This window comes from Halomonas sp. LS-001, from assembly GCF_052983955.1.
The window spans coordinates 2,339,044-2,365,878 of record NZ_CM129816.1; the positions used below are offsets into that span (position 1 = coordinate 2,339,044).

The 26,835-nt window shown below is 54.6% G+C and carries 25 protein-coding genes; 9 read left to right on the forward strand and 16 right to left on the reverse strand.

Annotated elements, in window-relative coordinates; translation table 11 throughout:
- Positions 1–8 precede the first annotated feature (8 nt).
- Positions 9–1,610, forward strand: coding sequence for an L-aspartate oxidase (nadB, locus tag ACU6TU_RS10610; protein WP_447141390.1), 1,602 nt, complete (start codon positions 9–11; stop codon positions 1,608–1,610).
- Positions 1,611–1,647: 37 nt separating this feature from the next.
- Here the strand turns inward: nadB and ACU6TU_RS10615 are convergent, their stop codons facing one another.
- Together ACU6TU_RS10615 and ACU6TU_RS10620 are read right to left on the reverse strand one after the other, a co-directional pair.
- Complete coding sequence (locus tag ACU6TU_RS10615; protein ID WP_447141391.1) at positions 1,648–2,067, reverse strand: hypothetical protein; 420 nt, start codon at positions 2,065–2,067, stop codon at positions 1,648–1,650.
- Positions 2,027–2,320, reverse strand: coding sequence for an FAD assembly factor SdhE (locus ACU6TU_RS10620; protein ID WP_447141392.1), 294 nt, complete (start codon positions 2,318–2,320; stop codon positions 2,027–2,029). Before ACU6TU_RS10620 ends, ACU6TU_RS10615 begins: the two co-directional genes overlap by 41 nt.
- 278 nt (positions 2,321–2,598) lie before the next feature.
- Here ACU6TU_RS10620 and ACU6TU_RS10625 point away from each other — a divergent pair, with 278 nt between their 5' ends.
- The 3 genes from ACU6TU_RS10625 to lapB all read left to right on the forward strand — a co-directional run bounded on the left by ACU6TU_RS10625 (position 2,599) and on the right by lapB (position 4,536).
- A complete protein-coding gene (locus ACU6TU_RS10625; RefSeq protein ID WP_447141393.1) occupies positions 2,599–2,895 on the forward strand; it encodes an integration host factor subunit beta in 297 nt (98 codons plus the stop codon).
- Positions 2,896–3,030: 135 nt separating this feature from the next.
- Positions 3,031–3,336, forward strand: coding sequence for a LapA family protein (locus ACU6TU_RS10630; protein ID WP_100821589.1), 306 nt, complete (start codon positions 3,031–3,033; stop codon positions 3,334–3,336).
- A complete protein-coding gene (lapB, locus tag ACU6TU_RS10635) occupies positions 3,337–4,536 on the forward strand; it encodes a lipopolysaccharide assembly protein LapB (RefSeq protein WP_447141394.1) in 1,200 nt (399 codons plus the stop codon).
- A gap of 22 nt (positions 4,537–4,558) precedes the next feature.
- Here lapB and pyrF read toward each other — a convergent pair whose 3' ends face one another.
- Positions 4,559–5,254: an orotidine-5'-phosphate decarboxylase gene (pyrF, locus tag ACU6TU_RS10640; RefSeq protein WP_447141395.1), complete on the reverse strand. Its 696-nt coding sequence runs from the start codon at positions 5,252–5,254 to the stop codon at positions 4,559–4,561.
- 214 nt (positions 5,255–5,468) lie between these two features.
- On the opposite strand from pyrF, the gene ACU6TU_RS10645 reads away from it, so the two are divergent.
- Positions 5,469–5,747, forward strand: coding sequence for a ComEA family DNA-binding protein (locus ACU6TU_RS10645; protein ID WP_447141396.1), 279 nt, complete (start codon positions 5,469–5,471; stop codon positions 5,745–5,747).
- 80 nt (positions 5,748–5,827) lie between these two features.
- Here the strand turns inward: ACU6TU_RS10645 and prpF are convergent, their stop codons facing one another.
- The 6 genes from prpF to ACU6TU_RS10675 all read right to left on the reverse strand — a co-directional run bounded on the left by prpF (position 5,828) and on the right by ACU6TU_RS10675 (position 13,136).
- The gene (gene prpF, locus ACU6TU_RS10650; protein WP_447141397.1) at positions 5,828–7,015 is read right to left on the reverse strand and encodes a 2-methylaconitate cis-trans isomerase PrpF; all 1,188 of its coding nucleotides are present in this window, start codon (positions 7,013–7,015) and stop codon (positions 5,828–5,830) included.
- A gap of 119 nt (positions 7,016–7,134) precedes the next feature.
- Positions 7,135–9,747, reverse strand: coding sequence for a Fe/S-dependent 2-methylisocitrate dehydratase AcnD (acnD, locus tag ACU6TU_RS10655; RefSeq protein WP_447141398.1), 2,613 nt, complete (start codon positions 9,745–9,747; stop codon positions 7,135–7,137).
- A gap of 113 nt (positions 9,748–9,860) precedes the next feature.
- On the reverse strand, positions 9,861–10,988 hold the full coding sequence (prpC, locus tag ACU6TU_RS10660) for a bifunctional 2-methylcitrate synthase/citrate synthase (protein ID WP_447141399.1): 1,128 nt from the start codon (positions 10,986–10,988) through the stop codon (positions 9,861–9,863).
- 105 nt (positions 10,989–11,093) lie between these two features.
- The gene (prpB, locus tag ACU6TU_RS10665; protein ID WP_447141400.1) at positions 11,094–11,996 is read right to left on the reverse strand and encodes a methylisocitrate lyase; all 903 of its coding nucleotides are present in this window, start codon (positions 11,994–11,996) and stop codon (positions 11,094–11,096) included.
- A 107-nt stretch (positions 11,997–12,103) separates the two neighbouring features.
- Positions 12,104–12,865, reverse strand: a complete 762-nt coding sequence (locus ACU6TU_RS10670) for a GntR family transcriptional regulator (protein ID WP_447141401.1) — start codon at positions 12,863–12,865, stop codon at positions 12,104–12,106.
- A 112-nt stretch (positions 12,866–12,977) separates the two neighbouring features.
- Positions 12,978–13,136 (reverse strand): hypothetical protein, encoded by a 159-nt coding sequence (locus ACU6TU_RS10675; RefSeq protein ID WP_447141402.1) that lies wholly within the window; start codon positions 13,134–13,136, stop codon positions 12,978–12,980.
- Positions 13,137–13,158: 22 nt separating this feature from the next.
- Between ACU6TU_RS10675 and pabB the strand changes: the two genes are divergently transcribed.
- On the forward strand, positions 13,159–14,520 hold the full coding sequence (pabB, locus tag ACU6TU_RS10680; RefSeq protein WP_447141403.1) for an aminodeoxychorismate synthase component I: 1,362 nt from the start codon (positions 13,159–13,161) through the stop codon (positions 14,518–14,520).
- Positions 14,521–14,606: 86 nt separating this feature from the next.
- On the opposite strand, the gene cysB is transcribed toward pabB, so the two are convergent.
- The gene (gene cysB, locus ACU6TU_RS10685; protein ID WP_447141404.1) at positions 14,607–15,581 is read right to left on the reverse strand and encodes an HTH-type transcriptional regulator CysB; all 975 of its coding nucleotides are present in this window, start codon (positions 15,579–15,581) and stop codon (positions 14,607–14,609) included.
- A gap of 308 nt (positions 15,582–15,889) precedes the next feature.
- Here cysB and trxA point away from each other — a divergent pair, with 308 nt between their 5' ends.
- Positions 15,890–16,210 (forward strand): thioredoxin, encoded by a 321-nt coding sequence (trxA, locus tag ACU6TU_RS10690; RefSeq protein WP_100821578.1) that lies wholly within the window; start codon positions 15,890–15,892, stop codon positions 16,208–16,210.
- A gap of 67 nt (positions 16,211–16,277) precedes the next feature.
- On the opposite strand, the gene ACU6TU_RS10695 is transcribed toward trxA, so the two are convergent.
- Positions 16,278–17,402 carry an AI-2E family transporter gene (locus tag ACU6TU_RS10695; RefSeq protein WP_447141405.1) on the reverse strand — a complete coding sequence of 375 codons (1,125 nt, stop codon included), beginning with the start codon at positions 17,400–17,402 and terminating at the stop codon, positions 16,278–16,280.
- Between the two features lie 405 nt (positions 17,403–17,807).
- Between ACU6TU_RS10695 and ACU6TU_RS10700 the strand changes: the two genes are divergently transcribed.
- Positions 17,808–18,575, forward strand: a complete 768-nt coding sequence (locus tag ACU6TU_RS10700; protein ID WP_447141406.1) for an SIMPL domain-containing protein — start codon at positions 17,808–17,810, stop codon at positions 18,573–18,575.
- Here the strand turns inward: ACU6TU_RS10700 and serS are convergent.
- Entirely contained in the window at positions 18,565–19,842 is a 1,278-nt protein-coding gene (gene serS / locus ACU6TU_RS10705; RefSeq protein WP_447141407.1) for a serine--tRNA ligase, read from the reverse strand. The genes ACU6TU_RS10700 and serS overlap by 11 nt on opposite strands.
- 578 nt (positions 19,843–20,420) lie before the next feature.
- Here serS and ydiJ point away from each other — a divergent pair.
- A complete protein-coding gene (ydiJ, locus tag ACU6TU_RS10710; RefSeq protein WP_447141408.1) occupies positions 20,421–23,537 on the forward strand; it encodes a D-2-hydroxyglutarate dehydrogenase YdiJ in 3,117 nt (1,038 codons plus the stop codon).
- 111 nt (positions 23,538–23,648) lie between these two features.
- Here ydiJ and trpC read toward each other — a convergent pair whose 3' ends face one another.
- Genes trpC through ACU6TU_RS10730 form a run of 4 tightly spaced genes read right to left on the reverse strand, consistent with a single transcriptional unit; the run spans position 23,649 to position 26,824 of the window.
- Positions 23,649–24,452 carry an indole-3-glycerol phosphate synthase TrpC gene (gene trpC, locus ACU6TU_RS10715; protein WP_447141409.1) on the reverse strand — a complete coding sequence of 268 codons (804 nt, stop codon included), beginning with the start codon at positions 24,450–24,452 and terminating at the stop codon, positions 23,649–23,651.
- A gap of 11 nt (positions 24,453–24,463) precedes the next feature.
- Positions 24,464–25,483 (reverse strand): anthranilate phosphoribosyltransferase, encoded by a 1,020-nt coding sequence (gene trpD, locus ACU6TU_RS10720; protein WP_447141410.1) that lies wholly within the window; start codon positions 25,481–25,483, stop codon positions 24,464–24,466.
- Between the two features lie 41 nt (positions 25,484–25,524).
- Entirely contained in the window at positions 25,525–26,115 is a 591-nt protein-coding gene (locus tag ACU6TU_RS10725; protein WP_447141411.1) for an anthranilate synthase component II, read from the reverse strand.
- Between the two features lie 40 nt (positions 26,116–26,155).
- Positions 26,156–26,824, reverse strand: a complete 669-nt coding sequence (locus tag ACU6TU_RS10730; protein WP_447141412.1) for a phosphoglycolate phosphatase — start codon at positions 26,822–26,824, stop codon at positions 26,156–26,158.
- Positions 26,825–26,835: the final 11 nt, after the last annotated feature.

Below are 26,835 nucleotides of genomic sequence, written 5' to 3' on the forward strand. Positions count from 1 at the left end.
AGCGGCAAATGAGCGTGTCTCAAACCGACGTACTGATTATCGGCGGCGGTGTTGCCGGCCTTACCCTCGCGCTGACACTTGCAACACGCTATCAGGTTACCCTGATTCGCCCTGCCCAGGATGATCAAGGCGCCAGCCGTTGGGCACAAGGCGGGATTGCGGCAGTACTCTCCCCCAGCGACAATCTTGATGCCCATGTACAAGACACCCTCGTCGCAGGCGATGGTTTATGCGATGAAGACGCCGTTCGCTTCACCGTGGAAAATGGCCCTGCCGCTATACAGTGGCTGATCGATAGCGGCGTCCCTTTCACGCCCGACACTTCGCCTGACGCTTTATTTCCTTATCATCTCACCCGCGAGGGTGGGCACAATGCCCGGCGCATCATCCACGCCGATGACGCCACCGGCAAGGCTGTCGTCGAAACGCTTCACCTGAAGGCCCAGCAGCATCCCAACATTACCCAACGCGACCATCTTACTGTCGTTGATCTTTACGCCGACGCGACGGGCAACTGTTGCGGAGCAAAGGCCGTGGACGATGAAGGCAAGGCGCACACACTTAATGCACTCTATACGGTCCTTGCCACCGGAGGCGCAAGCGGGCTTTATCAGCACACCACCACTCCCTCACCCAATAGTGGTGAAGGAATGATGATGGCGGCGACATTGGGCGCTACCTTGATGAATCTGGAGTTCCAGCAATTCCACCCAACCTGCCTTTACGACCCTGGCGGGCCAGCCTTTTTAATCAGCGAAGCGGTCAGAGGTGAAGGCGGCTACCTGCTGAATGAACACGGTGAGCGCTTCATGCCTGCCATCGACACTCGCGCTGAACTCGCCCCTCGCGATGTGGTTGCCCGGGCAATTGATGCACAGATTCAGCGCGGCACCCAGGGGCATGTATGGCTGGATATCCGCCATCTCGGCGAAAGCGCCATTCATCACCACTTCCCCACGATTCAGGCGCATTGCCGTTCGCGGGGCATCGATATCAGCCAAACACCGATTCCTGTTGTGCCTGCCGCCCATTACAGCTGCGGCGGTGTGGCAACTGACCTGACGGGCGCTACCGAGGTAGGCAACCTTTATGTCATCGGGGAGGCGGCCTGCACAGGGCTTCACGGGGCCAACCGAATGGCCAGCAACTCCTTGCTGGAATGCCTGGTGTTTGCACGCAGCTGTGCCGAGGCATTGCTGAACCGCCCTGCGACGAAAGCTTCTACCCCGACAACGCCCTCCTCATCGGCAACTGCCAAAAGCGCACCGGTTGATACCGCTGCCGTGCATCAACTTCGTCAATCCATGCGGGCCATTATGAGCCAGCATCTGGCTATCGTGCGTCACCAGGAAGGTATGGCAATTGCTGCCGAAGCGCTTGTCGATCTGCTAAAGCGCCTGATGACAATCGATCCGACCTTAGGGCATCCAGACAGCCGCCAGTTTCATCATAGCCTGCAACTGGCGCGCTTGACGGTGTATGCAGCGCAACAGCGCCATGAATCACGTGGCCTGCACTTCTCACCCGAATGGCCAGAGAAACAGCCCACCGCCAAGCCGTCACGGCTGACACAGCGGGACTTTCCAAGTGTTCAGGAAACACTGGTCTAACCGTCCACCTCCCGCTTCAGGCCCCGCTGACGTCTTCTCATGGCAATGAAGTCAGCAGGAGCCGTAATTCACGCTGGGACGAGGAAGGCGCACTGTCGGGCCAGAGCCATACTCTCTGGCCGCCAATATTAAGGCCAACCAAACAAGGCCCCAGATAGGTAGACGTGAGTGCATAGGGGTAACTCAGCTCACCATTACTCTGTAACCAGCGCCCCTGCAGAGCGCCAGCCGTATGTTCCACCCAGAGGGTGGCCATTTGCTGGGCGCCGCAGACACCTTGGTAACGATGCAGACCCTGCCAGCCTAATATCAATGCGGGCACTAACAGAGCCATCCACTCTGGCCGCCAGGCGAGTTGCCAGGCGACCAGGAGTAAACCGCTGGCATAAAGGCCAAAATGGCATCTAAACTGCCATTTAGAGGGTACGATAGATAGCGTTATCGGTGGTTTCTGCATGCTCAACGATCATTTGGACAATGCGACGAAAATCAGGGCTTTCGGGCCATTCCCGGCGCATCAGCCAGCCAAACAGATCCTGGTCTTCTTCATCAATAAGCTTTTGAAATGCCACCTGATCATCATGGCCAAGTGAATCGTAGCGCTGTTCGAGAAAAGGAATCAGCAACAGATCCAGCTCCCACATACCACGCCGAGAATGCCAATACAGTCGTTTGCGTAGAATTGCTTGTGCAGATGTGTCGTCGCTCAACGTCAGCCTCACTGAATCAATGAAATGAAGCCTCAGTATACCTGAGCACACAGGGCACGCCAGCCACGCCAGCTGCCTGCCGAGTGAAGCCACAACAGTTTTCTTCTAGAAGCTTGTTTTAGCTCAATTGTTTTATTCAGCATTGCACAGTATGCTGAAGGTATTGCAAACGTACTGATACCAATATCCATAACGGTTCTTATATCAGTACATACGTTGGCACCTGAGACGATGCCTGAAGCGTGCTACGGCCTAACGAGTTCGCATGGAGCCCACTGATGACCAAATCAGAACTGATCGAACAAATCGCAATGCGGCAGCCGGAATTGTCAGCGAAAGACGTTGAGACTGCCGTTCGGCTGATCCTTGATGACATCACTGATGCCCTGGCTGAGGGTGGTCGCGTTGAGATTCGCGGTTTCGGTAGCTTTTCACTTCACTATCGTGACCCACGAACCGGCCGCAACCCTAAAACCGGAGACCCCGTTAAGCTTGAAGGCAAATATGTTCCGCATTTCAAGCCGGGCAAAGAACTCCGAGAACAGGTTGATGCAAGCCGCACGCTTGGCTATTGATCGGGCTCCAGACCACAAAAACAAGCCATTTAATAGCAGCAAACATTGTCTTTGCGACCTTATGCGGGATGACGTGAGGCGAAGAGTCATACACAATAGTGTTATTGTATTTGTCACAAATCAGGAAACCTAAACATGCGTTGGATCAAAGGGCTGATTCTAGCCATTATCTTACTGTTGGTGCTCTTAGTTGGCATTCTGTTTGCCGTCAACAATCAGCAAACCATTGGCTTGAACCTGATCTGGTTTGAATTGCCGCCCGTATCCCTGTCTGTCTGGCTGCTGGCCGCCCTAGCGACAGGCGTTATTATGGGCATGCTGGCCATGCTGGGTGTGTATACACGTCTCAAGGCAAATCTCGCCCGCACCAGACGCCAAACCAAGCAACAGCAAAAAGAACTCGACCGTCTGCGTACCCAGGAGTTCAAGGAACTGGCCTAAATGCTGGATGCCGTGCTGCTAAGCGTTTTAATGGCAGCCATTGCCATTGGCTATGGTCTTGGATACTGGCAAGCGCGCAAGCGAGAGGCGACTTTACAGCGCTCGTCCTCCATCGCGCCTACACGTGAATATTTTGTCGGGCTGAACTATCTGCTTAACGAGCAGCCCGACGAAGCCATACAGGCATTCATTCAGGCACTTGAGGTCAATAGCGACAACGTTGATACGCACATTGCCCTGGGCAGGCTGTTTCGCACTCGGGGTGAAGCGGATAAAGCTGCACGTATCCACCAGAACCTACTCGCCCGTCCAGCCTTGAGCCCTGCCCAGAACGAGCAAGTTCAACTGGAGCTGGCACGCGATTTTATCACTCTCGGGGTTCATGACCGCGCCCAGAGGCTACTGAGCAATGTGATCGAGCATACTCAGCTAGACGAGCCGCGCACGACAGCTAAACGCCTTCTTATCGATCTTCTTGAACGTGAAAGAGCCTGGCAGGAAGCGCTTGATATTACTCTCCCCATGATCCGGCAACACCCGAAACTGGCGCGCCCTGCGGCTCATTGGCTGTGTGAAATAGCCCAGCAGGAAGCGCATCAATCAAGCCACACCCTCGCAAAACGCCACTTGAAAAAAGCCCTGCAGCTGGATAACGCCTGTGTGCGTGCTTATTTGCTGCTGGCAGAGCTTGAAATGGAAAATGGCCATTACCCTCAAGCCATTTCCCAGTTGGAGCTGATCCCCCAATATGCGCCCGCGCACATTTCTACCATGCTACCCACACTGAAGCGCGCCTATTGGCATGCAGGTGATGAAGAGGGATATGAAAAACATCTGTTAGCGCTGCTCGAGAAAGCTCCACTGACCAGCGTGATAATCGGGCTGGGTGATCATATACGCCAACGGGAGGGCGTCGAAAAAGCCATCAGTATGACAGGAGACCTGTTAGCCAGGAGCCCAAGCCTCGGAGGCCTTGATCACCTGATTGATTTATATCTGGAGAGCCAGCGCCTGAACGGTCGCACATCGCCAGACGAGCGCCTGTTACTGCTTAAACATCATACCCATGCATTGCTGAAGAACCGCATACGCCACCGTTGTCACCACTGCGGTTTCAGCTGCGACACCCTCCAGTGGCAGTGCCCCAGCTGTCGACACTGGGGCACTATCGAGCCGGTCACCGGCGTAGAAGGGGAATAATCAAACGCTTTTCAGATAGTATTCAGGCTAACTCAGCCGCAATCGCCGCCAAGGCTGCCATTGGATTTTCTGCCTGAGTGACCGGCCGACCCACCACCAGATGAGTACTTCCCGCCTGCATGGCAGCGGCTGGGGTCATGATACGCTGTTGATCATCCGCAGCGGCAAAGCCTGGGCGTATACCCGGCGTGACTTTCAGAAAGTCATCCCCGCAGTTTTCTCTGATAGCGGCAGACTCCTGCGCCGAACAGACCACTCCGTGCAAACCACTTTGTTGAGCTAACCTTGCCAGATGCGCCACATGCTCTGCGGGCGATGCCATGACCCCCGTTTCGCGTAATTCATCTTCGCTCAGACTGGTCAGCACTGTAACGGCGATAAGATGTGTCGTCAGGCGCTGAGACTGCAGGCGCTCCACGGCGGTTTCCATCATTTTGCGCCCGCCGCTGGCATGCACATTGACCATCCACACGCCCTGCTCAGCCGCCGCCTGTACAGCGCCCGCTACCGTATTCGGAATATCGTGAAATTTCAGATCAAGAAACACCTCGAAGCCACGCCCGTGCAATGCCTCAAGTACCGCAGGTCCACTGCGGGTAAAAAGCTCTTTCCCCACTTTAACCCGGCACTGGGTCGGGTCGAGCTGATCGGCCATGCAAAGGGCGGCATCCAGGGAAGGATAATCCAATGCAATAATTAGAGGAGAATTGACTGCCACAGAAGTGCTCCATTACCCAGTGTATATGCCTGAAGTATATCAGCCTCACCCACTACGTAATCCTGGCGGGACAAAACTTTGCGAAATATCTTACAAAAAAGTAAGCCAATTAATGACAGCAAAAAATTAAGATATAGCTAATTTAGAGATGTGGGACGCCAAATCGCTTTCCACAGGCAAACAAGAAGTAACAACATCGTAAAGGAGATAAACGATGAGAATTTTCATCAAAGGATGGCTGGCAGCCCTGTTAATTACCTCATGCCTTGGTTTTTCATCAACATTGCTAGCCCAACAGGTGGCCCCGATCAACATCAATACAGCGGATACCGCCCTTCTCGAAGAGCTTCCGGGCATTGGCCCTTCTCGCGCTGACGCGATTGTGAAAGAGCGTGAGGCCAATGGCGAGTTTACCAGTGCAGAGGATCTGACTCGGGTGAGCGGCATTGGCAGCGCAACGGTTGAAGGCCTGCAAGAACAGATTGAGTTCTAAACTGAAGCCTCTCTGAATGCATTCACCACATCAGAGCGTCAGCTACCCCCGAAAAACTCAAGGGTAGCTGACATGTTCCATTATTTCGCCTGGAAACAGTCCCCGGGCACACGTACCCAGCCTTCCATCAGCACTCGGGCACTTCGGCTCATGACCGCCTGATCAATCTGCCAGCGCCCATCCAACAGACTGGCTTCCGCGCCAACCTGCAAACTGCCGGACGGATGACCAAAGGTCACCGAACGACGTTTTCCACCGCCTGCCGCCAGATTCACCAAGGTGCCTTCAATGGCCGCTGCCGCGCCAATTGCCACGGCGGCTGTTCCCATCATGGCATGATGGAGTTTCCCCATGGAAAGCGCCCTAACTAACAGGTCCACGTCGTCAGCTTTGACCTGCTTACCACTCGACGCTGTATAGCTGACCGGTGGTGCCACAAATGCCACTTTGGGGGTGTGCTGGCGATTAGCGGCTTCACCAAGCTCATTGATCAAACCCATTCTGAGCGCACCATAGGCACGAATGGTCTCGAATTTTTCCAATGCTGCCAGATCACTGTTAATTGCATCCTGAAGCTCAGCACCGGTGTAGCCAATATCTTCGGCGTTAACAAACACGGTAGGGATGCCAGCATTTATCATGGTGGCTTTCAGAGTACCGACACCGGGCACCTCAAGGTCATCGACCAGATTACCGGTAGGAAAGATAGCTCCTTCGCCATCTGCCGGGTCCATGAATGCCACCGGTACTTCTGCGGCAGGAAAGGTCACGCCATCCAGTTCGAAATCACCGGTTTCCTGCACCTGACCGTCACGGAGGGTGACACTGGCAACGATGGTTTTCTGGATATTCACCTGCCAGATACGTACGTCCACCACACCGTTTTCAGGAAGACGCGCTGGGTCCACCAGACCGTTACTGACCGCAAAGGGGCCAACCGCGGCAGAAAGATTGCCGCAGTTGCCGCTCCAGTCCACAAAGGGTTTATCAATGGAGACCTGACCAAACAGATAATCGACATCGTGATCCGCCGATTCACTTTTGGAAAGAATCACAGTTTTGCTGGTGCTGGACGTCGCGCCACCCATACCGTCAATCTGCTTCTGATACGGATCAGGACTACCGATCACGCGCAGCAATAACTGATCACGCGCTTCACCAGGTACTTGGGCAGCAACGGGGAGATCGGTAAGATTAAAAAAAACGCCTTTACTGGTTCCGCCACGCATATAGGTGGCGGGAATTCTGATTTGTGGCACTGAACTCATTGTTTTTGCTCCACGGCTAACATCTCATAAAAAGCCCGGCACACCAGGGTGCCGGGCCTATTCGGATCATCTAAAAACGAGACGTCCTGTTAACCCGATGAAAGAGTCGGGCGAAAGGGTCAGGCGGTTTCGCTGGATTCAAGGAAGTCCTGAGCAAAGCGCTGCAAAACGCCACCGGCGGTATAGATGGTGACTTCTTCCGCCGTATCCAGACGGCAGATGACAGGCACGCGCTCAACATCACCATTACGGCGCTGAATGACCAATGTCATTTCCGCACCTGGCGAAAGCGCCCCTTCAACGTCATAGATTTCGGTGCCATCCAGCGCCAGGGTATGGCGTGTTGTGCCGGACTTAAACTGCAATGGCATCACGCCCATACCGATCAGGTTTGTCCGGTGGATGCGCTCGAAGCCTTCCGCCACAATGGTTTCCACCCCTGCAAGCGCCACCCCTTTGGCAGCCCAGTCGCGAGAAGACCCCTGACCATAATCATCACCCGCAATGATAATCAGCGGCTGTTTACGCTCCATGTAGGTTTCAATCGCCTCCCACATCCGCGTCACTTTACCTTCCGGCTCGACACGCGCCAGCGAGCCCTGCTTCACATCGCCATTGTCATCACGCACCATTTCGTTAAACAGCTTAGGGTTGGCAAGTGTTGCACGCTGCGCCGTGAGGTGATCACCCCGATGGGTGGCGTAAGAGTTAAAATCCTCCTCCGGCAAACCCATCTTATGCAGGTACTCACCCGCTGCGCTGTTCATCATGATGGCATTGGACGGCGACAGATGGTCGGTGGTGATATTGTCAGGCAGAATCGCCAACGGACGCATATTCTTGAGGTTGCGCACGCCCGACATCTTGCCTTCCCAATACGGCGGACGACGGATATAAGTGCTTTGCGGACGCCATTCATACAGCGGCTCAACCTGTGCCTTGGCACTCTTATCCAGGTCGAACATCGGGATGTAGGTCTGGCGGAACTGCTCCGGCTTCACCGAGCTTTTCACAATGGCATCGATTTCTGCATCTTCTGGCCAGATATCTTTCAGAGTAATCGGGTTGCCATCGGTATCGTGACCCAGGATGTCTTTTTCGATATCAAAGCGGATAGTCCCGGCAATCGCGTAGGCCACTACCAGCGGCGGCGACGCCAGGAACGCCTGCTGAGCATGCGGGTGAATCCGCCCATCGAAGTTACGGTTACCGGAAAGCACCGCCGTGGCATACAGGTCGCGGTCAATGATTTCCTGCTGGATTTTCGGGTCCAACGCGCCCGACATACCGTTGCAGGTCGTGCAGGCATAGGCCACGACGCCGAAACCGAGGTCTTCCAGCTCGCTCATCAGGCCAGCATCTTCGAGATACATCTTGACCGTTTTGGAGCCCGGCGCCAGAGACGATTTCACCCAGGGTTTACGGATCAGACCCAGCTTGTTGGCATTACGTGCAATCAGGCCCGCCGCCACCATGTTGCGAGGGTTCGAGGTATTGGTACAGCTGGTAATGGCCGCAATGATAACCGCGCCATCCGGCATTTTGCCTTCGGCTTCTTCTGCCCGGGCAGCGTCCAGACCTACCGCGATACCCCTCTGGGCAAGCTCAGAGGTAGGCAGCTTGGCATGCGGCTTGGACGGCCCAGCCAGCGTGCGGTAAACCGATGACAGATCAAACTCAAGCACTCGCTCGTAGGTTACGCCCTTGAGGTCGTCTGCCCACAGGCCCGTCTGCTTGGCATAGGTTTCCACCAGCGCCACCTGATCATCGTCACGGCCAGTCAATTTCAGGTAGTCGATCGTCTGGTTATCAATGTAGAACATCGCCGCGGTGGCGCCGTATTCCGGCGTCATGTTGGAGATGGTCGCCCGATCACCCACCGTAAGGCTGTCAGCGCCTTCCCCGAAGAATTCAAGATAGGCGCCCACCACCTTGGATTCGCGCAGAAACTCGGTAATCGCCAGCACCATATCCGTGCCGGTCACGCCCGGCTGCAATTTACCGGTCAGCTTGACGCCAATGATATCCGGCAAGCGCATCATCGAAGCACGCCCCAGCATCACGCTCTCGGCCTCAAGGCCACCCACACCGACGGAAATCACCCCGAGGGCATCGACCATCGGCGTGTGACTGTCGGTGCCGACACAGGTATCCGGGAAAGCCACGCCATTGAGCTTCTGAACCACCGGCGACATTTTTTCCAGATTGATCTGGTGCATGATGCCGTTGCCGGGCGGAATCACGTCGACATTTTCAAACGCGGTCTTGGTCCAGTTGATAAAGTGGAAACGATCATCATTACGACGATCTTCTACCTGACGGTTTTTCTCGAACGCATCCTTCTCAAACCCGGCATGCTCCACCGCCAGCGAGTGATCGACAATCAACTGCGTCGGCACAACCGGGTTGACCTTGGCCGGATCACCGCCCTTTTCCGCGATGGCATCGCGCAGCCCCGCCAGGTCAACGAGAGCAGTCTGGCCGAGAATGTCATGACAGACCACACGTGCCGGATACCAGGGGAAGTCCAAATCGCTGCGGCGCTCTATCAGCTGTTTGAGCGCATCGGTCAGCAGGGCCGGATCACAGCGGCGAACCAACTGCTCCGCCAGCACGCGGGAGGTGTAGGGCAGTTCTGCATAAGAACCGGCCTGAATATCTTCGACAGCCTCACGGGTGTCAAAGAAGTCCAGGTCGGTACCAGGAAGAGGCTTACGATAATCGGTATTCATGGCGGCAACTCACGGCGAGAGATCAGAAGATCACAGGGGCTTGGGTCAGAGACATTGGGGTCACTCTCTACCCGACGACATGGCCGCCGGGTAAAGGAAATCAGACAGGGCGATCAGTCACGCTGTTCGATCGGTACCCACTCGCTCTTCTCTGGGCCGGTGTAATCGGCGCTTGGACGAATAATACGGTTATTGGCACGCTGTTCGAACACATGCGCCGCCCAGCCAGTCACCCGCGAGCAGACAAAAATCGGCGTGAACAGCTTGGTCGGAATATCCATAAAGTGGTAGGCACTCGCATGGAAGAAATCTGCGTTACAGAACAGTTTCTTCTCGCGCCACATGACCTCTTCACAGCGCACGGACACCGGATACAGAACGCTGTCACCCACATCCTGGGAAAGTTTCTCGGACCAGTGCTTGATGATCTCGTTACGCGGATCGGAGGTGCGGTAGATCGCATGGCCGAAGCCCATGATCTTCTCTTTGCGCTCGAGCATTCCCATCATTTCGCGCTCGGCTTCTTCCGGCGATTTCCAGTCTTCAATCATCGCCATGGCCGCTTCGTTAGCGCCGCCGTGAAGCGGGCCGCGCAGGGAACCAATCGCGCCGGTAACGCAGGAATGCAGATCCGACAGCGTGGACGCGCAAACGCGGGCGGTAAACGTCGAGGCATTGAATTCGTGCTCGGCGTACAGAATCAGCGATACGTTCATGACATCGGCATGCAGCTTGCTCGGTGTTTCACCCCGCAGCAGATGCAGAAAGTGAGCGCCGACCGAATCATCATCGGTTTCGGTTTCAATGCGCACGCCCTCATGGGAGAACCGGTACCAGTAGCAGATGATTGACGGCAGCACAGCCACCAGTCTATCGGTCGCATCCTGCTGCTCATCAAAGCTCTGTTCGGTTTCCAGATTACCCAGCATGGAGGTGCCGGTACGCATCACATCCATCGGGTGCGCATCCTTGGGAATGTGCTCCAGCACTGCCTTGAGCGCATCAGGCAAACCACGCAGACTTTTCAGCTTGGCGATATACGCAGACAGCTCAGCCTGATTAGGCAATTTGCCTTTAAGCAGAAGATAAGACACTTCTTCAAACGTCGCCTTTTCTGCCAACTCCTTGATATCAAAACCGCGATAAGTCAGGCCTGAGCCAGTTTTACCCACTGTACAAAGCGCTGTTTCACCCGCGCTTTGTCCGCGTAGACCTGCTCCACTATTCTTTGCATCTGCCATGTTGCGTACTCCTGCAAACTTTTTTATTCCATCGTCACGCCAGACGGCGCGACCAATTTATAAGGAAACTTTATTAGGAAAACTTTATAAGGAAACCGACGCTTATCAGTTGCCGCCTTGCTCAGCAAACAGCTTGTCCAGCTTTTGCTCGAAATCGTGGTAATTAAGGAAATCGTACAGCTCATCACGGGTCTGCATGGTGTCCACGACATCACGCTGATGGCCGTTATCCAGAATGCTTTGGTAAACGTTGAGAGCCGCCGCGTTCATCGCCCGGAAGGCGGAAAGCGGATACAGCACCATCCGGCAACCCACGTCACCCAGTTCCTGCTGACTGAACAGCGGCGTAGCACCAAATTCAGTGATGTTGGCCAGAATCGGAGCGTCAACGCGCTCACAGAACGCTTTGTAATCTTCCAGCGTGTGGACGGCTTCAGCAAAGATGGCGTCGGCACCGGCTTCGATACACGCCTGAGAGCGTTCGATCGCCGCATCCAGGCCATCTTTCTGGAACGCATCGGTGCGGGCAATCAGGTAGAAATCCGGGTCGATGCGGGCGTCAGCCGCCGCTTTGATGCGGTCGACCATCTCTTCCTGAGAAACAATCGCCTTGTTGGGGCGATGACCACAACGCTTCTGCGCCACCTGGTCTTCAATATGCACCGCCGCCACACCGGCGCGCTGCATTTCCTTGACCGTACGCTCGATATTAAAGGCGCCGCCCCAACCGGTATCAATATCCACCAGCAGCGGTAAATCTGTCGCGCCGCAGATACGATGGGCGTCTTCTACCACATCGTTCATCATTGTCATGCCCAGATCCGGCAGACCAAACGATGCGTTAGCGACGCCGCCGCCCGACAGGTAGATCGCCTGATGCCCTACCCGCTCGGCCATCATCGCCGTGTAGGCATTAATGGTGCCCAGAATCGGCAGCGGACGGTTGGCTTCGAGGGCAGCACGGAAACGCGCGCCGGGTGAAAGTGTTGAAGAAGCTGATGATGACATGGAGTCTCTCCTGTTATATCCGGTTAGGTGGCCGGCTTTTTGGCCAGCGTTTATCGCTAACGATTGCGCTAGCCTTTTTGTCGTACGGTTTTTCTTGATTCGAAGGATTACGACGACTCTGAAGACACGTCAGAGGTTTGCCTTGCGCTTTGCTCCAGCGTTGCTGCGTAGCGGTCTGCAACATTTTCTCGTGAAGCGCTGACATGGCGTCGCATCAACAATTCAGCCAATTCAGCATCACCTGCTTCGATGGCATCAACTATCCGGTGGTGCTCGACAAACGCTCGCTGCGGCCGGGTCCCGCTGGCACTGAACTGCGTGCGGTACAGACGTACCAGGTAATAAAGGTCGTCGCACAGCAGGTTCATCAACATCTTGTTGTGGCTACCCAGCACGATGCGATAATGAAAATCAAGATCACCTTCACGTTGGTAGTAGGCTTCTCCACGCTTAAGATCATCCTGGCTTTCATGTACCGACAGCACCTCACGTAAACCGGCTATTTCCTCGGCCGTCATGTGCTCTGCGGCCAGTCGGGCGGCCATACTTTCAAGCGCCTCACGCAGATCAAACAGTTCCAGCAGCTCTTTCATGGACAACTGAACCACACGAGCACCGACATGCGGCACACGTTCAATCAAACGGTGCGCTTCCAGGCGCCGCATCGCTTCGCGCAATGGCCCGCGGGAAATGCCATAGGTTTTGGATAACCCGGGTTCGGTAATTTTGCTCCCAGGGGCAATCTCTCCACGCACAATGGCATCCTGCAACTGATGAAAAACCCGCTCTGCCAGAGTGCGCACCTCGGGGGAGGCGTCGTCATTCGTTGCGACCGGTTTCGGCGTTGATAGCGTAGCAAGTGTTGTCATGATTGATTGTCGACAATTATAGTGTAAGTGAACTTTATCTTCGTCTGATGGCGGCGTCAACTAGCCATCCAAGGCGATATTATGCATCTTTCGTTGTACTCCAGGGAGTGTCTCACCTGTCAGTGTCAACAATCCACCACTGATATTGGGGAATCATGTCAGTGGCGCTGATGTCACCCTCACCCATCAGCACAGATTTCCATAGCGTGGAAATGGCGTCAGTGAGCAACGCTGGCTTAACCTGAACCAGCCCCCTAGAATGACCGGCCATTCACTGGCCAGGCTGATGGTGCATGACAGTCGCATTAACCATTACATCACTCCCCTATGTCACAGATCCGCTTGCGTTGTTTACACAGCTGCGCCATCGCCCCGGTGCCGTTCTGCTCGATAGTGGACGCCCCAATGCCAGTGGACGATATGACATTATCAGTAGCGACCCGCTGGCCGTACTGTCCATTGGCCTTGATGGTAAAGCGACGTTTGATTCCAACCAGCTGCCAGCGCCGCCCAACGCATTGAACGACGCCCCCTTTGCGCTACAGCAATGGCTTCTGGACCAGCTGGATGTCACGATGCCGGAAAACGAACTGCCTTTTACCGGCGGTTTGATAGGCTACTGGAGCTATGATCTAGGTCGATATACGCAAGGGGTGTATAGCCAGCGCCCTGCCCCGAACACGCTACCGTTGGCCCGCCTGGGTCTATATGACTGGGCGTTGATTATTGATCACGTTGAGCAGCAGGTATCACTGATTGCCCCGCCCGCCAAACACCCACAGATAGAGCAGTGGCTAAATCAGTCCGCACCGCCTGTCGCGCCGTTTGCTTTGCAGAGTGCTTTCAAAGCCGAGCTGAGCCAGGAGGATTATTGCCAACGGTTTGCCCATGTCCAGCACTACATTCGCGCTGGCGACTGTTATCAGATCAATCTTGCCCAGCGATTTTCTGCGGATTATCAAGGGGATATCTGGTCAGCTTACCTTCGCCTGCGCGGTGCCACCCCCACGCCATTTTCAGGTTTTATGGCCTGGGAAGATAAAGCGGTACTGTCTCTCTCTCCCGAACGCTTCATTCAGGCACATCATGGCCAGGTCGAAACCCGCCCGATCAAGGGCACACGGCCACGGGGTGAAACGCCAGCACAGGACCAAAAGCTTGCCGAGGAGCTGTTGAATAGCAGCAAAGACCGCGCCGAAAACGTCATGATTGTGGATTTACTGCGTAATGATCTGGGCCGTGTTTGCCAACCGGGCAGCATCAACGTACCGCAACTCTGCCAGCTGGAAAGTTACCCGAACGTTCATCACCTGGTCAGCGTCGTTAAAGGGCGGCTTAAAAAGGAAAACTCACCGTTAACGCTGCTTGAAGCCTCGTTCCCCGGCGGTTCAATCACCGGCGCGCCAAAAATTCGTGCCATGCAGATTATCGATGAGCTGGAGCCCTGCCAGCGCAGCATTTACTGCGGAAGCCTGGGCTATATCGATCAACGCGGGAGTATGGATACATCCATTGCCATTCGCACCGTCGTCGCCGATGCGGGCAAGCTGCATTTATGGGGCGGTGGCGGATTAGTGGCAGATTCAACGGCTGACGCCGAGTACCATGAAACGCTGGACAAGATCCGCCACCTGATTAATTCGCTGTCCTGTTAATGCGGTTCTGATAAAACCGGTTAGTGCTGTTTATCAATGCTGTTTATTAGCACCATTTATCAGCACTATTTATCAGCACTTTTTTATTAATACTCTGGCAGCGTCACATCGCTAAAAATCGACTGATCATTGCGAGGACCTGCCGTCAAGGCAGCATCAACCCGTTCACGAGTCAGGTGCGGTGCAAAACGGCGCAGGAAATCATACATATAGCCGCGCATAAACGTGCCTCGCCGAATACCGATCTTGGTGGTCGAGCTGTCAAACAGATGCCCGGCTTCCAAGGCGACAAGATCGCTATCCAGCTCTGGGTCCACCGCCATGTGAGCGACGATACCAACGCCCATGCCCAAACGCACATAGGTCTTGATAACGTCTGCATCCGCCGCCGTTAACACCACGTTGGGCGTCAGGCCCTTCTCCCTGAAAGCGTCATCCAACTGTGAACGGCCAGTAAACCCGAAGACATAGGTCACCAGCGAATAATCTGCCAGCGCCTCAAGCGTCAGCGGGCCATCAAGGCTTGCCAGGGGATGATCCTTGGGTACCAGCACGCAGCGGTTCCAGCGGTAACAGGGTAACAGTACAAGGTCGGTAAACAGCTCAAGTGACTCGGTGGCAATGGCGAAATCTGCCTGTCCCTCGCTGACCATCTGGGCAATCTGTTTGGGAGTGCCCTGCTGCATATGCAATGCAACATCCGGGTACTTCTGGGTAAACTCAGTGATGATCGGCGGCAACGCATAACGTGCCTGGGTATGGGTGGTCGAAATGGACAGGCTGCCACGGCGTTCGTCGCTATATTCCTGCGCGACATCCTTGATATTATCGGTCAAACGCAACACCTGGCCCGCCAGCTCGATAATCGCCTGGCCCGCTGGCGTTACCCGCGTCAGGTGCTTGCCACTACGCGCAAAAATTTCGACGCCCAGTTCATCCTCTAGCAGACGTATCTGTTTTGAAATTCCCGGCTGAGACGTAAACAGGCTTTGTGCCGTGGCAGAAACATTCAGGTTATGCCGGTTAACTTCCCAGATATAACGTAATTGCTGTAATTTCATTTCACCCTCCCTGAAACATCGGTAGAGCGTTAATCCTTATGGACTGACGCTTTGGTTCAGCCCAAGAGATCTGTCCACGCCCATCATGGCGATAGCTGGGACGCTCAACTTAATAGAATAAAAACCTAAATCATAATATCTTTATAGTATATAAAAAGCTATTAAGTCAGTGTTTATTTGCCACCAGTGCCGATGCCCGCTAACATTTATCGGCTTGGCGCAATGCAAACGCGCTATCAATACGCATTACCCACGTTGCTTCCACTATAGCAACGCCATAGCAAGAGCAACGCAAACAGGAGAATCCCATGTCCCAAGTTGACGTCACTAACGCCAATTTTGAGCAAGAAGTGATCAACGCCGACCAGCCCGTGTTACTGAAGTTCTGGGCCCCCTGGTGTGGCCCTTGCAAAGTCATGGCACCGGTCGTCGATGAAGTCGCCAGCGAACGTGGCGACAACCTGAAAGTTGTCAGCATCAACGTTGACGACGCCCCTGAAATTGCGGCAGAACAAGGCGTACGCGGTGTGCCTACCGTTATGCTGTTCAAGTCGGGCACCAAGGTTGCTTCTCTGGTTGGCGCACAATCCAAATCCCAGTTAAACCAATTTATCGAGCAAAATGGTTAATCCCTAACGCAACACTGCATCAGCAACGTCGCATCAAAAGACCGCCTTTGTAGGCGGTCTTTTTATTTCAATCTTCACGCTTTAATGGTGGCTTTCTTGCTTCGCGCAGAGGCTTTTCTCCCGCATTGGCAAGCTGTGCCCCTGGCCCTAGCAGATGAGCCATCCAGCGCGTTTGTGGGTGGCTATCCAGGGCAATTTTGAGGGTCATGGTCAACAGGACCGACAGCAGCATACCTGCCGTACCGAATATCCAGCCCCAGACCACCAGCGATAAAAACGCCACCAGGGTAGAGAGCCCCAGTGCACGTCCCATTAGCCGGGGTTCAACCAGATTGCCCAGGACAAAGTTGATGCCCAGATAAAACAGGGCCAGCAGAAAGGCCTGCCACAAACCGCCATCCTTCGACACCAGCAACAGCAATACCGGTGGTATAGCAGCAATGGCCGAGCCAATATTGGGAATAAAATTCAGCGCAAAGGCCAGCACGGCCCACAATAGCGGAAACTCAACGCCCACCAGCAGGCAGGAAATCCAGACGAGCACTGCTGTCGCCAGGCTGATAATTGTTTTAACGGCCAGATAACGCTTGAAGGTTTGACTGAATTCAGAGAAACGCTTCAGGCTCGGCGCCGGGTTTTCCAACGCCAGCGATACCTTGTCGCGAAACTGTAACGTCTCAAACAGTATGAACACCACCAGCAGAGACACCACAATGCTCTGCAGAAACAGGTTGCCAATCTGGCTCAGTATGGCCGGCACCCAGGTTGTGCCACTTTCGATATCAAACAGTTCATTCAGCTGTTCAGGGTCGATCGCAAGCCCCATCGACGAGAGCGTGTTCAATAAACTCCAATAGGCGTCGTAAAGTTGTGACTCAATATCGGGTAAAGAATCGACAAAGGTACTGAAGCTGTTCACCACCAATAAACCCAGTAGCGATGCAATCCCGAGCAGAACCAGCAACGACAGAAATACTGACAGCCGCATTGGCAAGCCCAAACGATGCAGCCACTGCACTGGAGAAGTACACACTACCGCAATAAAAAACGCCAACAGCAGGGGTACAATAAGGCTGGCACCCGCCTTCATGCCACCGACAATAATCACCAGTGCCGCCAGTGATAGCGTGGCATTCAACGGCATACTGCTATAGCTGTCGTTACCGGACGGATCCTTAGTGGGTTCTAGCATGGTTATGGCGCAGCCTCCTCGGCAAAATAATAATTAATGCATCATGACGGTTAGCGCGGCATTGCACAAACCTTACTCCTCTGTCTTTTCTTCTGTTTTATTCTCCCTTCTTTTCTCTCTTCTCTCCTCTCTGCTATCACGCATACAGGCGCTCATGACGGCTTTTGAACCATTTTCTCAACGAATCAGGGTGCTGCAAAAAGGAAAGACGGTGCAATCAAGAACTTTTATAGTACGTTCGACTCCCAGAAGCAGGACCGGCAGACGATGAGACCATCGTTTATCTCAGACTGCCGCACCAAAGAAGCGTTTTGGTTATTTAAGCGCTCAGCGTTAATCAATCAGAATTGATCTATCAACGTAATTAATATCAACGTAATTAATATCAACGTAAGGAGACACTTGATGAATACGTCCATTGCATTGCCACGCTGGCTGCTTGCCACCGGTATCGCCGCATTACTGATCGCCCCTGCTGCGCAGGCCAGTGACGCACCACGTCTTAGCGTTCAGGCCAACGCCCATGTTGAGGTCGTGCCGGATACCGCCACCATCAATGCAAGACTCTGGGAAGAGACGCCCGCTATCGAACGCCAGGCAGAAGAAGACGAAGCGGCACTGGGCAAGGCACGGGAGCAACTTGAAACGCGTGCCCGTGAACTAATCACCACCCTGGAAGCGCAAGGCATTGATCGCGATGATATTTCAGCTGGCTCGTTAAATATTTATCCCCACCAGATCCATAACCGCTCGCAAGATGGCAGTGGTAAAACCCTCAAGCGCACACGTCTTGAACGCCCCTTCAGCGTGACGCTGAACGACACGGAGCAGGTCAATAACATTCTGGATGCGCTGATCAGTGCAGGCGTCAATCAGTTAGACGGGGTGGAATTTGATCTCAAGGAGCGTGACGCGGTAACCGATGAAGCCCTGGTCAAGGCACTCGAAAACGCTCGCCGTAAAGCCACGCTGATGGCCGAAACGCTAGGCGCTGAACTGGGCACGGTGAATCATATTGAAGAAACCCAATCTCCCATGTTTCAGCCACGCATGATGACCATGAGCGCCGAGCTAAGTGATGCGGCCGGTGGCAGTGCCCCTAAAAGCGAATACCGCCCCGGCACCATTCGCATTGATGCCGGGGTAAGCGTGGAGTGGTCGCTTAAAGAGTAATTGACGCCACGCCGCCCATGTAAGGCCGCAGTGGCTCAGGAATCGTCACGCTGCCATCTGCCTGCTGGTGGTTTTCCAGAACTGCCAGCAGGCAACGCCCCACCGCCAGCCCCGACCCGTTCAACGTATGCAACAGCTGTGGTTTCTTCACTTCCGGCTGACGGAAACGCGCCTGCATGCGACGCGCCTGGAAATCTTCACAGTTGGAAATCGAAGAAATCTCCCGGTAAGTGTCCTGGCTAGGCAACCAGACTTCCAGATCATAGGTCTTGGCCGCACCAAAGCCCATATCACCGGTACACAGCGTCACGACGCGATACGGCAGCCCCAATGCCTGCAACAGCGCTTCCGCGTGACCGCGCATCTCTTCCAGAGCGTCATAGCTCTTTTCCGGCTCCACGATCTGCACCATTTCGACTTTATCGAACTGATGCTGGCGAATCATGCCGCGCGTATCGCGCCCATGTGAGCCTGCCTCCGAACGGAAACACGGCGTATGCGCCGTCAGTTTCATCGGCAGTGCGGCCTGATCAACAATCTCATCGCGCACAAAGTTGGTCAGCGGAACCTCCGACGTCGGAATCAGGTGATAGTCACGCTCATCATCCAGGCGGAACAGGTCTTCCCCGAACTTGGGCAGCTGGCCGGTGCCCACCAGCGATTCACGGTTAACCATATACGGCACATAGCACTCTTCATAGCCGTGATTCAGCGTCTGGGTATCCAGCATGAACTGCGCCAGCGCCCGGTGCAGACGAGCAATCGGCCCGCGCATGACAGCAAAACGCGCGCCCGTCAGCTTAGCGGCCAGCTCAAAATCGAGATACCCCGATTTTTTGCCCAGATCAACATGGTCCAACACCTCGAAATCAAACTCGCGCGGTGTGCCCCAACGGTGCAACTCAACGTTTTCGTCTTCGCTTTCACCTTCCGGCACGCTTTCATGCGGAAGGTTGGGAATACCGCTGACCAGATCCTCCCACTCGGCCTGTACATCCGCCAACTGCTGCTTGGCGGCATCCAGGCGATCACCCAGGTCGCTCACTTCATCAAGCAGAGGCTGAATATCTTCCCCATTCGCCTTGGCCTTACCAATCGCCTTGGAACGCGTATTACGTTCATTCTGCAATTGCTCGGTCTGGGTTTGCAGCTCACGGCGCCGGGATTCCATCGCCTGCAATGCTTCTGTATCCAACGTAAAACCACGACGGGCCAGTTGTTGCGCCACCGCATCGAGATCACCGCGCAGCAGTTTCGGGTCGAGCATGAGTCATTCCTTCGCCTGAATTCAGTGAACGTCACGGCCAACGCCGTGAGAAAGCCCACTATTGTAGGCAAAAGCACGGGCCGGGGCTATGGGAATAACACAAGTCAGCATTCGTCAAAGTGCTTTTAAACACACAACGTAAATTTCACCCTTTCTGGCAGCAAAAGACGACCCAGGTCAATAAATGCCATGGCCCAATGGCTACCATAAAGGGAGTAATTCATACATTACGTGAAAGGGAGAATGCTCATGTTGGAGAGTGTGATGCCGTATGTATACGGTGGAATCGTGCTGTTGGTTGTGGTCTGTTCTGGCACTGTTATATGGCTTGGCCGAAGCCTGAGCGCGAGTAAAGCACCCGCGCCTGCTAAAGAAAAAGAGAACGCTGGAAAAAGCATGGATAAGCCAGCGTAGCTGTATGACCACTTTGTGGCGTTTTTTGGCGGTGTCGCGGTGTGCAGTTGGGCGGCGGCTGCGGTAAAGTGGGAGAACTCGAATGGCTGGCACCTGGCCGTGTTCTTTCACCTCGCACTGCCCTTCGGGGCAGGTGAGCCGGTAACGATGGCGTTAACCCCACCATGATCGCATCCCTGGATTCTAATCACGTCGCGTTTGAACGTTTGAACAGCGACTATGTTCGCTTTCTTGAGAACCTTAAAACCAACGGTTTTGAGGGTGAGATTGCGCCGGATTACGCTAGCCGTACCGTGCTGGCGACGGACAACTCTATCTATCAGCGCTGGCCACAGGCCGTGGTTTACCCCCGGCACAGCGAAGACCTTGAACGCATCACCCGCCTGGTAAAACAGGTGCCGAATCGCAATGTCGTGTTAACCGCGCGCGGCGGTGGCACCGGCACCAACGGTCAGTCCCTGACGGATGGCATCGTGGTGGATGTATCGCGTCATATGAATAAAATCCTTGAGATCGACGTGGAGAAACGCCGCGTTCGCGTTCAGGCTGGCGTGGTAAAAGACCAGCTTAACGCGGCGCTAAATCCCCACGGGCTGTTCTTTGCGCCGGAGCTTTCCACCTCTAATCGCGCCACCATTGGCGGTATGATTTCAACCGATGCCAGCGGCCAGGGTAGCTGCGAATACGGTAAAACCCGTGATCATGTGCTGGTACTCGACACCATCCTGATTGGCGGTGAACACCTGCAAAGTCAGCCACTCAATGACGACGAAGAGCATGCCGCATGCCAGCAAGGCGGCATTATTGGCGAAGTACATCGCACGGCGGCCGATATCATTGACCGCCAGCGCGACTTGATTGACGCCAGGTTTCCGCCGCTCAACCGTTGCCTGACCGGTTATGATCTGGCGCACCTGAGAACTCAGGAAGGCCAGTTAGACCTCAACAGTCTGCTATGCGGCTCGGAAGGCTCGCTGGGATTTCTGAACGAGGCGGTGCTGAACGTACTGCCGATTCCCAAGCATTCCACGCTGGTTAACGTGCGATACGCAGGCTTTATGGAGGCGCTGCGCGATGCCAAGGCTCTGATGGCCAGCAGTGCGCAGCCCACGTCAATTGAAACCGTCGATGATCAGGTACTGTTACTGGCCATGGAGGATTTTGTCTGGGACAGCGTGGCGGCGTTTTTCCCCGGCGGCGACACACCCATTCGCGGCATTAATCTGATCGAATTCAACGATGATGATCCTGAACGTCTGACCCAACGGATACAGGCTTTTACTGACCACCTGAGCCAGGATGCCACCGTTCAGCGCCTTGGTTACACCCTTGCGGAAGGGCGTACCGAGATCAATAAGGTTTATGCCATGCGCAAGCGTGCCGTGGGCCTTTTGGGTAACGTTAAAGGGGAAAAACGGCCGATCCCGTTTGTGGAAGATACTGCCGTGCCACCCGAACATCTGGCGGATTTTATTGCAGAATTTCGCGCCGCGCTGGATGCCCGTGAGCTTCAGTACGGCATGTTTGGCCATGTCGATGCTGGCGTGCTTCACGTTCGTCCTGCCATTGATATGAAAGACCCTGAACAGGCGCGTTTGATTCGGGAAGTCTCGGATGAAGTGGTGGCGCTCACCCAGAAATATGGTGGCCTGTTATGGGGAGAACATGGCAAAGGCATACGTTCCGAATACAGCCCCAAGTTCTTTGGGGAGCTTTACCCAAGCCTGCAGCGGGTGAAAGCGGCGTTTGACCCGAACAATCAGCTGAACCCAGGTAAAATCGCCTCGCCGCTGCCTGCCTCGGTGACACTGGATGAAGCAGTGATTGCCCGCGACAGCGACCCGGCGCTGCTCGCGGTTGACGCGGTGACGACCCGCGGCCAGCTTGACCGCACTATCGATGAGCGCGCCTGGCAGGCCTATGACGCGGCGGTATATTGCAACGGCAACGGTGCCTGCTATAACTACGATGTTGACGACCCGATGTGCCCGTCATGGAAAGCCACCCGTGACCGCGTTCATTCGCCCAAGGGGCGTGCCAGCCTGATACGTGAATGGCTGCGCCTACAGCAGGCGGCAGGTATTGATGTGGTGGAAGAATCGCGCAAGAAAAAAGCCGAAGGCGCTTTCGGCTTCATCAAGAGCTTCCCGCTACGCATGATCAATACACTCAGCAGGCAACAGCACCACGATTACTCGCACCAGGTCTATGACGCCATGGCCGGTTGTCTGGCGTGTAAATCCTGCGCGGGGCAATGCCCGATCAAAGTTAACGTGCCGCAGTTTCGTTCGCAGTTTCTGGAGGTCTATCACGGCCGTTACCTACGCCCGTTACGTGACTATATCGTAGGGGGCACTGAGCATATGCTTCCTGCCATGGCGAGTGCGGCGCCGTTTTATAACGCTTTGATCCGCCAGCGCTGGGTAGATGCCCTGATGCGTAAAGGGTTGGGAATCAGCGATTCGCCCGAGGTATCCCGCGCCAGCGTTAAAAAGCAGTTACGTGCCTGGGGCGTCGCCGAAGCAACGCCTACGGCACTTTCCATGCTGACAGAAAAACAGCGTGCCAACAGCGTTATTCTGGTCCAGGATGCCTTCACTACGCATTTTGAAGCCAGACTGGTAATGGATATTGTCGAACTGCTTAGCCGCCTTGAGCTACGCGTGTTTGTGATGCCTTTTTCTGCCAACGGCAAGCCCCTGCACGTGCAAGGTTTTCTGGGCGCTTTTGAGCGCACAGCCAGCCAACAGGCCAAACGCTTAACCACGCTTGCGCGTTTTGATGTGCCCATGGTGGGTATTGATCCGGCCATGACCCTGACCTACCGCCAGGAATACGTTAAAGCACTCGGTCAGGACGCCGTACCGCAGGTGCTGCTGCTACAGGAATGGCTGGCCACACGCCTGAATACCCTGGCACCCCAGGGGCTCACTCTTGAGGATCCCGGGTTCCGGCTATTGTCTCACTGCACCGAAAAAACCAATGCACCCGGCAGCCCCAAAGCATGGCAGCAGGTGTTTGCCGCCTTCGGGCTGAAGCTTGAATTGGCCAATACTGGCTGTTGTGGTATGTCGGGGACTTATGGCCACGAAACCCGCAATGTCGAAACGTCGAAAACCATCTACGCGCAATCCTGGCAGCCTCAGGTGGAAGATGACAGCCAAACCGACAGGCTGTTAGCTACCGGCTATTCCTGCCGCAGCCAGGTGAAACGTTTCTCTCAGCAGACGCTTTCTCACCCGTTGCAAGCGTTACTTACTCAGCTGCGGGCGGCCAAATAGCCCGATCAATCTTTTAAAGCATATTCGCCAAAAACGCATCCGCTAAAAACACATCCGCCCCGTTTAAACAGGGCGGATGAACAGATTCGATAAATCAAACCATGGAGTTTTCTAGAAAAACAGGTTTTTGAGTGCCTGGCCTGGGTTTTCTTCACGCATAAAGGCTTCTCCCACCAGAAAGCCATTAATCTCGTGATCACGCATTAACTCAACGTCGTCACGGGTATGAATACCTGATTCGGTAATCACAGTGACGTCTTGAGGAATGTGCACCAGCAGGTCCAGCGTGGTGTTAAGGCTGGTATCAAAGGTGTGCAGGTTGCGGTTGTTAATACCCACCAGTTTAAGATCCAGCGCCAGCGCCCTTTCCAACTCTTGCGCGTCATGCACTTCGACCAGCACATCCATGCCCAGCTGATTGGCTTGCTGATTGAGATCGCGCAGCGCCGCATCATCCAGCGCGGCCACAATCAACAGGATGCAATCAGCGCCGATGGCGCGCGCTTCCGACACTTGATAGCCATGGGTGATGAAGTCCTTGCGAATCACCGGCAACGAGCAGGCATCGCGTGAAGCGATCAGAAAGTCTTCATGGCCCTGAAAAAAATCCGCATCGGTGAGCACGGACAGACAAGCGGCACCACCCTGCTCATAGCTGAGGGCAATGTCTGCAGGCTCAAAATGCTCGCGGATCACCCCTTTGGAGGGCGAGGCTTTTTTGATTTCCGCAATCACTGCCGGGTCACCAGCCGCAATGCGCTGATTGAGTGCTTCAATGAAGCCGCGCGGCGCACTTTGCTGTTTGGCCAGCGCCAGCAGGTCGGTTTCGGAAACTGCCTGACGCCGCTCTGTTACTTCCTGGTCTTTACGAGCCAGAATACGGGTAAGAATAGTGGGCGTTGCCTGATCTGACATAAGAGACTCTCTTACTGTTTGAAGACGCTGGTAAAGTGCGCCAGCTCTCGCAGTTTTTCCAATGGCAAGCCTGATGCCTGGGCGTCCTGTGCCACCATCACCCCTTCTTTCAGGGTATCAGCAATACCGGCGCAGTAAAGTGCTGCCCCAGCGTTTAACGCGACCATGTCCGCCGCCGCACCTTCTCCAGCCAGCGCGGCCTTAACCAGCTGCAAGCTTTCTGCTGCGCTGTTGGCTTTCAGCGTCGCCAGGCTTTGGCGTTCGATCCCAAACATTTCAGGCTCAATCGTGTACTGATGAATCGTGCCCTCTTTTAATTCCGCAACAAGCGTTGGCGCAGCCAGAGAAATTTCGTCCAGCCCATCCTCGGAATGCACCACCATGACATGTCGGCTTCCCAGATGCTGAAGAACGTCTGCCATCAACGGTACCAGTTCAGGCGCGTATACGCCCAGTACCTGATTAGGCGCACCGGCAGGGTTGGTCAAGGGACCAAGGATATTGAACAGGGTGCGTACGCCCATTTCACGGCGCGGGCCTATGGCGTGGCGCATGGCAGGATGGTGGTTGGGCGCAAACATAAAGCCAACCCCGACCTGTTCGATACAGCGGCTGACCTGCTCCGGGCTCAGATCCAGATAAATACCTGCAATATCAAACAAGTCAGCACTACCGGATGAAGAAGACACACTACGGTTACCGTGCTTGGCAACGTGCGCCCCGGCTCCGGCGGCCACAAAGCTGGCGGCGGTCGATACATTAAACAAATTCGCGCCATCGCCCCCCGTGCCGACAATATCCACGACATTGTCAGTATTCAGCGGCACACGCTTCATCAGCTCACGCATCACCTGCGCGGCGGCACTGATTTCTTCCGCGCTTTCCCCCTTCATCGCCAAGCCAACCAGCAAGCCGCCGATTTGGGCATCCGTTGCTTCACCGGTCATGATCTGGCGCATCAGAGAATGCATTTGATCAAAGGTGAGGTTTTCCCGCTTCATCACGGCGTTAATCGCATCTCGCATGTGCATGAATTCGTGAGCCTCCAGGCTGCAGTAATAGTCGATGTGTGTCAGGCACGCTTCAGAAAATTGGCCAATAACGCATGACCTTGACGCGTCAGTATCGATTCAGGATGAAACTGGACCCCTTCGATAGCCAGCTCGCGATGGCGCAACCCCATGATCAGGTGAGGCGTTACGTCTTCATCGCTGGTCCGGGCGGTAATTTCCAGGCACGCAGGCAAGCTGTCACTTTCCACCACCAGCGAATGATACCGCGTTACCTCCAGCGGGTTATCAAGCCCGGCAAACACGCCCTGACCGTCATGCACAATGGCTGATGTTTTACCGTGCATCACCTGTGGGGCACGCGCCACTCTACCACCATACACCTGGGCAATTGCCTGATGCCCCAGACAGACCCCCAGAATCGGAAGTTTCTCCGCAAAATGCCGGATCACATCCATGGAAAGCCCGGCTTCGTTGGGGGTGCAGGGGCCAGGTGAAATCACGATATGGCTGGGTGCCAGGGTTTCAATCTGTGCCAGGCTGACATCATCATTGCGATACGTAATAACGTCAGCCCCAAGCTCCTCAAGATACTGGACGATATTGAATGTGAAGCTGTCGTAATTATCCAACATCAAGATTTTTGGAGCCATCACCATATAATCCATTATTTTAGGGTCTGTTGACGTTTCATCAGCCAATCAGTTGATAAAGAGAATTAAGTAAAGCATCGGGTTCACTCAAGGCAATCGGCTCGCCATGGTTATACCCTCCCGGCAACGCAAAGGTCACAAACCCGGCCGCTTTACCTGCCGCTACGTCATGTCGGGAATCCCCCACCATGGCACAGGTTTCAGGTTTTACAGCAAAGTAATTGGCGGCATGCAAAAGCGGTAGCGGGTGCGGTTTCTTGTGCGCCAGCGAATCACCTCCTAAGCACAAATCAAAATAATTCAACATGTCAAAGTGGTACAAAATCGGGACAATAAACCGCTCTGGCTTGTTGGTGATAAGCACCTGATGCATCCCGGCCGCACCCATAGCAGCCAATACTTCAATCACGCCTGGATAAAGACGGGTTAACTGATCGGGCGCATCACTATAGTGCTGCATAAACGCCTGGTAAACGCGTTCATTTAACGCTGCGTCCGGTTCACTTCTGGCTGCCCAGCCCAGCGCCCGCTCAATCAACACCGGCGCACCATTACCCACCCAGTCTCTTACCTGTTCATCGTCTGGCGCGGGCAAGCTAACGTCATTCAGCGCCTTCCTGACCGCCACGGCAAGATCAGGAACAGAGTCGATCAAGGTGCCATCAAGATCGAAAGCAATCAACTGTTTGCCTTTCAGGCGTGAGTGCACTTTGAGCCTCC

Coding starts and splice junctions, on each gene's coding strand:
- nadB (WP_447141390.1), top strand. CDS start 9: ATGAGCGTGTCTCAAACCGACGTACTGATTATCGGCGGCGGTGTTGCC.
- ACU6TU_RS10615 (WP_447141391.1), bottom strand. CDS start 2,067: ATGCAGAAACCACCGATAACGCTATCTATCGTACCCTCTAAATGGCAG.
- ACU6TU_RS10625 (WP_447141393.1), top strand. CDS start 2,599: ATGACCAAATCAGAACTGATCGAACAAATCGCAATGCGGCAGCCGGAA.
- ACU6TU_RS10630 (WP_100821589.1), top strand. CDS start 3,031: ATGCGTTGGATCAAAGGGCTGATTCTAGCCATTATCTTACTGTTGGTG.
- lapB (WP_447141394.1), top strand. CDS start 3,337: ATGCTGGATGCCGTGCTGCTAAGCGTTTTAATGGCAGCCATTGCCATT.
- ACU6TU_RS10645 (WP_447141396.1), top strand. CDS start 5,469: ATGAGAATTTTCATCAAAGGATGGCTGGCAGCCCTGTTAATTACCTCA.
- prpF (WP_447141397.1), bottom strand. CDS start 7,015: ATGAGTTCAGTGCCACAAATCAGAATTCCCGCCACCTATATGCGTGGC.
- acnD (WP_447141398.1), bottom strand. CDS start 9,747: ATGAATACCGATTATCGTAAGCCTCTTCCTGGTACCGACCTGGACTTC.
- prpC (WP_447141399.1), bottom strand. CDS start 10,988: ATGGCAGATGCAAAGAATAGTGGAGCAGGTCTACGCGGACAAAGCGCG.
- prpB (WP_447141400.1), bottom strand. CDS start 11,996: ATGTCATCATCAGCTTCTTCAACACTTTCACCCGGCGCGCGTTTCCGT.
- ACU6TU_RS10670 (WP_447141401.1), bottom strand. CDS start 12,865: ATGACAACACTTGCTACGCTATCAACGCCGAAACCGGTCGCAACGAAT.
- ACU6TU_RS10675 (WP_447141402.1), bottom strand. CDS start 13,136: ATGGCCGGTCATTCTAGGGGGCTGGTTCAGGTTAAGCCAGCGTTGCTC.
- pabB (WP_447141403.1), top strand. CDS start 13,159: ATGACAGTCGCATTAACCATTACATCACTCCCCTATGTCACAGATCCG.
- cysB (WP_447141404.1), bottom strand. CDS start 15,581: ATGAAATTACAGCAATTACGTTATATCTGGGAAGTTAACCGGCATAAC.
- trxA (WP_100821578.1), top strand. CDS start 15,890: ATGTCCCAAGTTGACGTCACTAACGCCAATTTTGAGCAAGAAGTGATC.
- ACU6TU_RS10695 (WP_447141405.1), bottom strand. CDS start 17,402: ATGCTAGAACCCACTAAGGATCCGTCCGGTAACGACAGCTATAGCAGT.
- ACU6TU_RS10700 (WP_447141406.1), top strand. CDS start 17,808: ATGAATACGTCCATTGCATTGCCACGCTGGCTGCTTGCCACCGGTATC.
- serS (WP_447141407.1), bottom strand. CDS start 19,842: ATGCTCGACCCGAAACTGCTGCGCGGTGATCTCGATGCGGTGGCGCAA.
- ydiJ (WP_447141408.1), top strand. CDS start 20,421: ATGATCGCATCCCTGGATTCTAATCACGTCGCGTTTGAACGTTTGAAC.
- trpC (WP_447141409.1), bottom strand. CDS start 24,452: ATGTCAGATCAGGCAACGCCCACTATTCTTACCCGTATTCTGGCTCGT.
- trpD (WP_447141410.1), bottom strand. CDS start 25,483: ATGCACATGCGAGATGCGATTAACGCCGTGATGAAGCGGGAAAACCTC.
- ACU6TU_RS10725 (WP_447141411.1), bottom strand. CDS start 26,115: ATGGCTCCAAAAATCTTGATGTTGGATAATTACGACAGCTTCACATTC.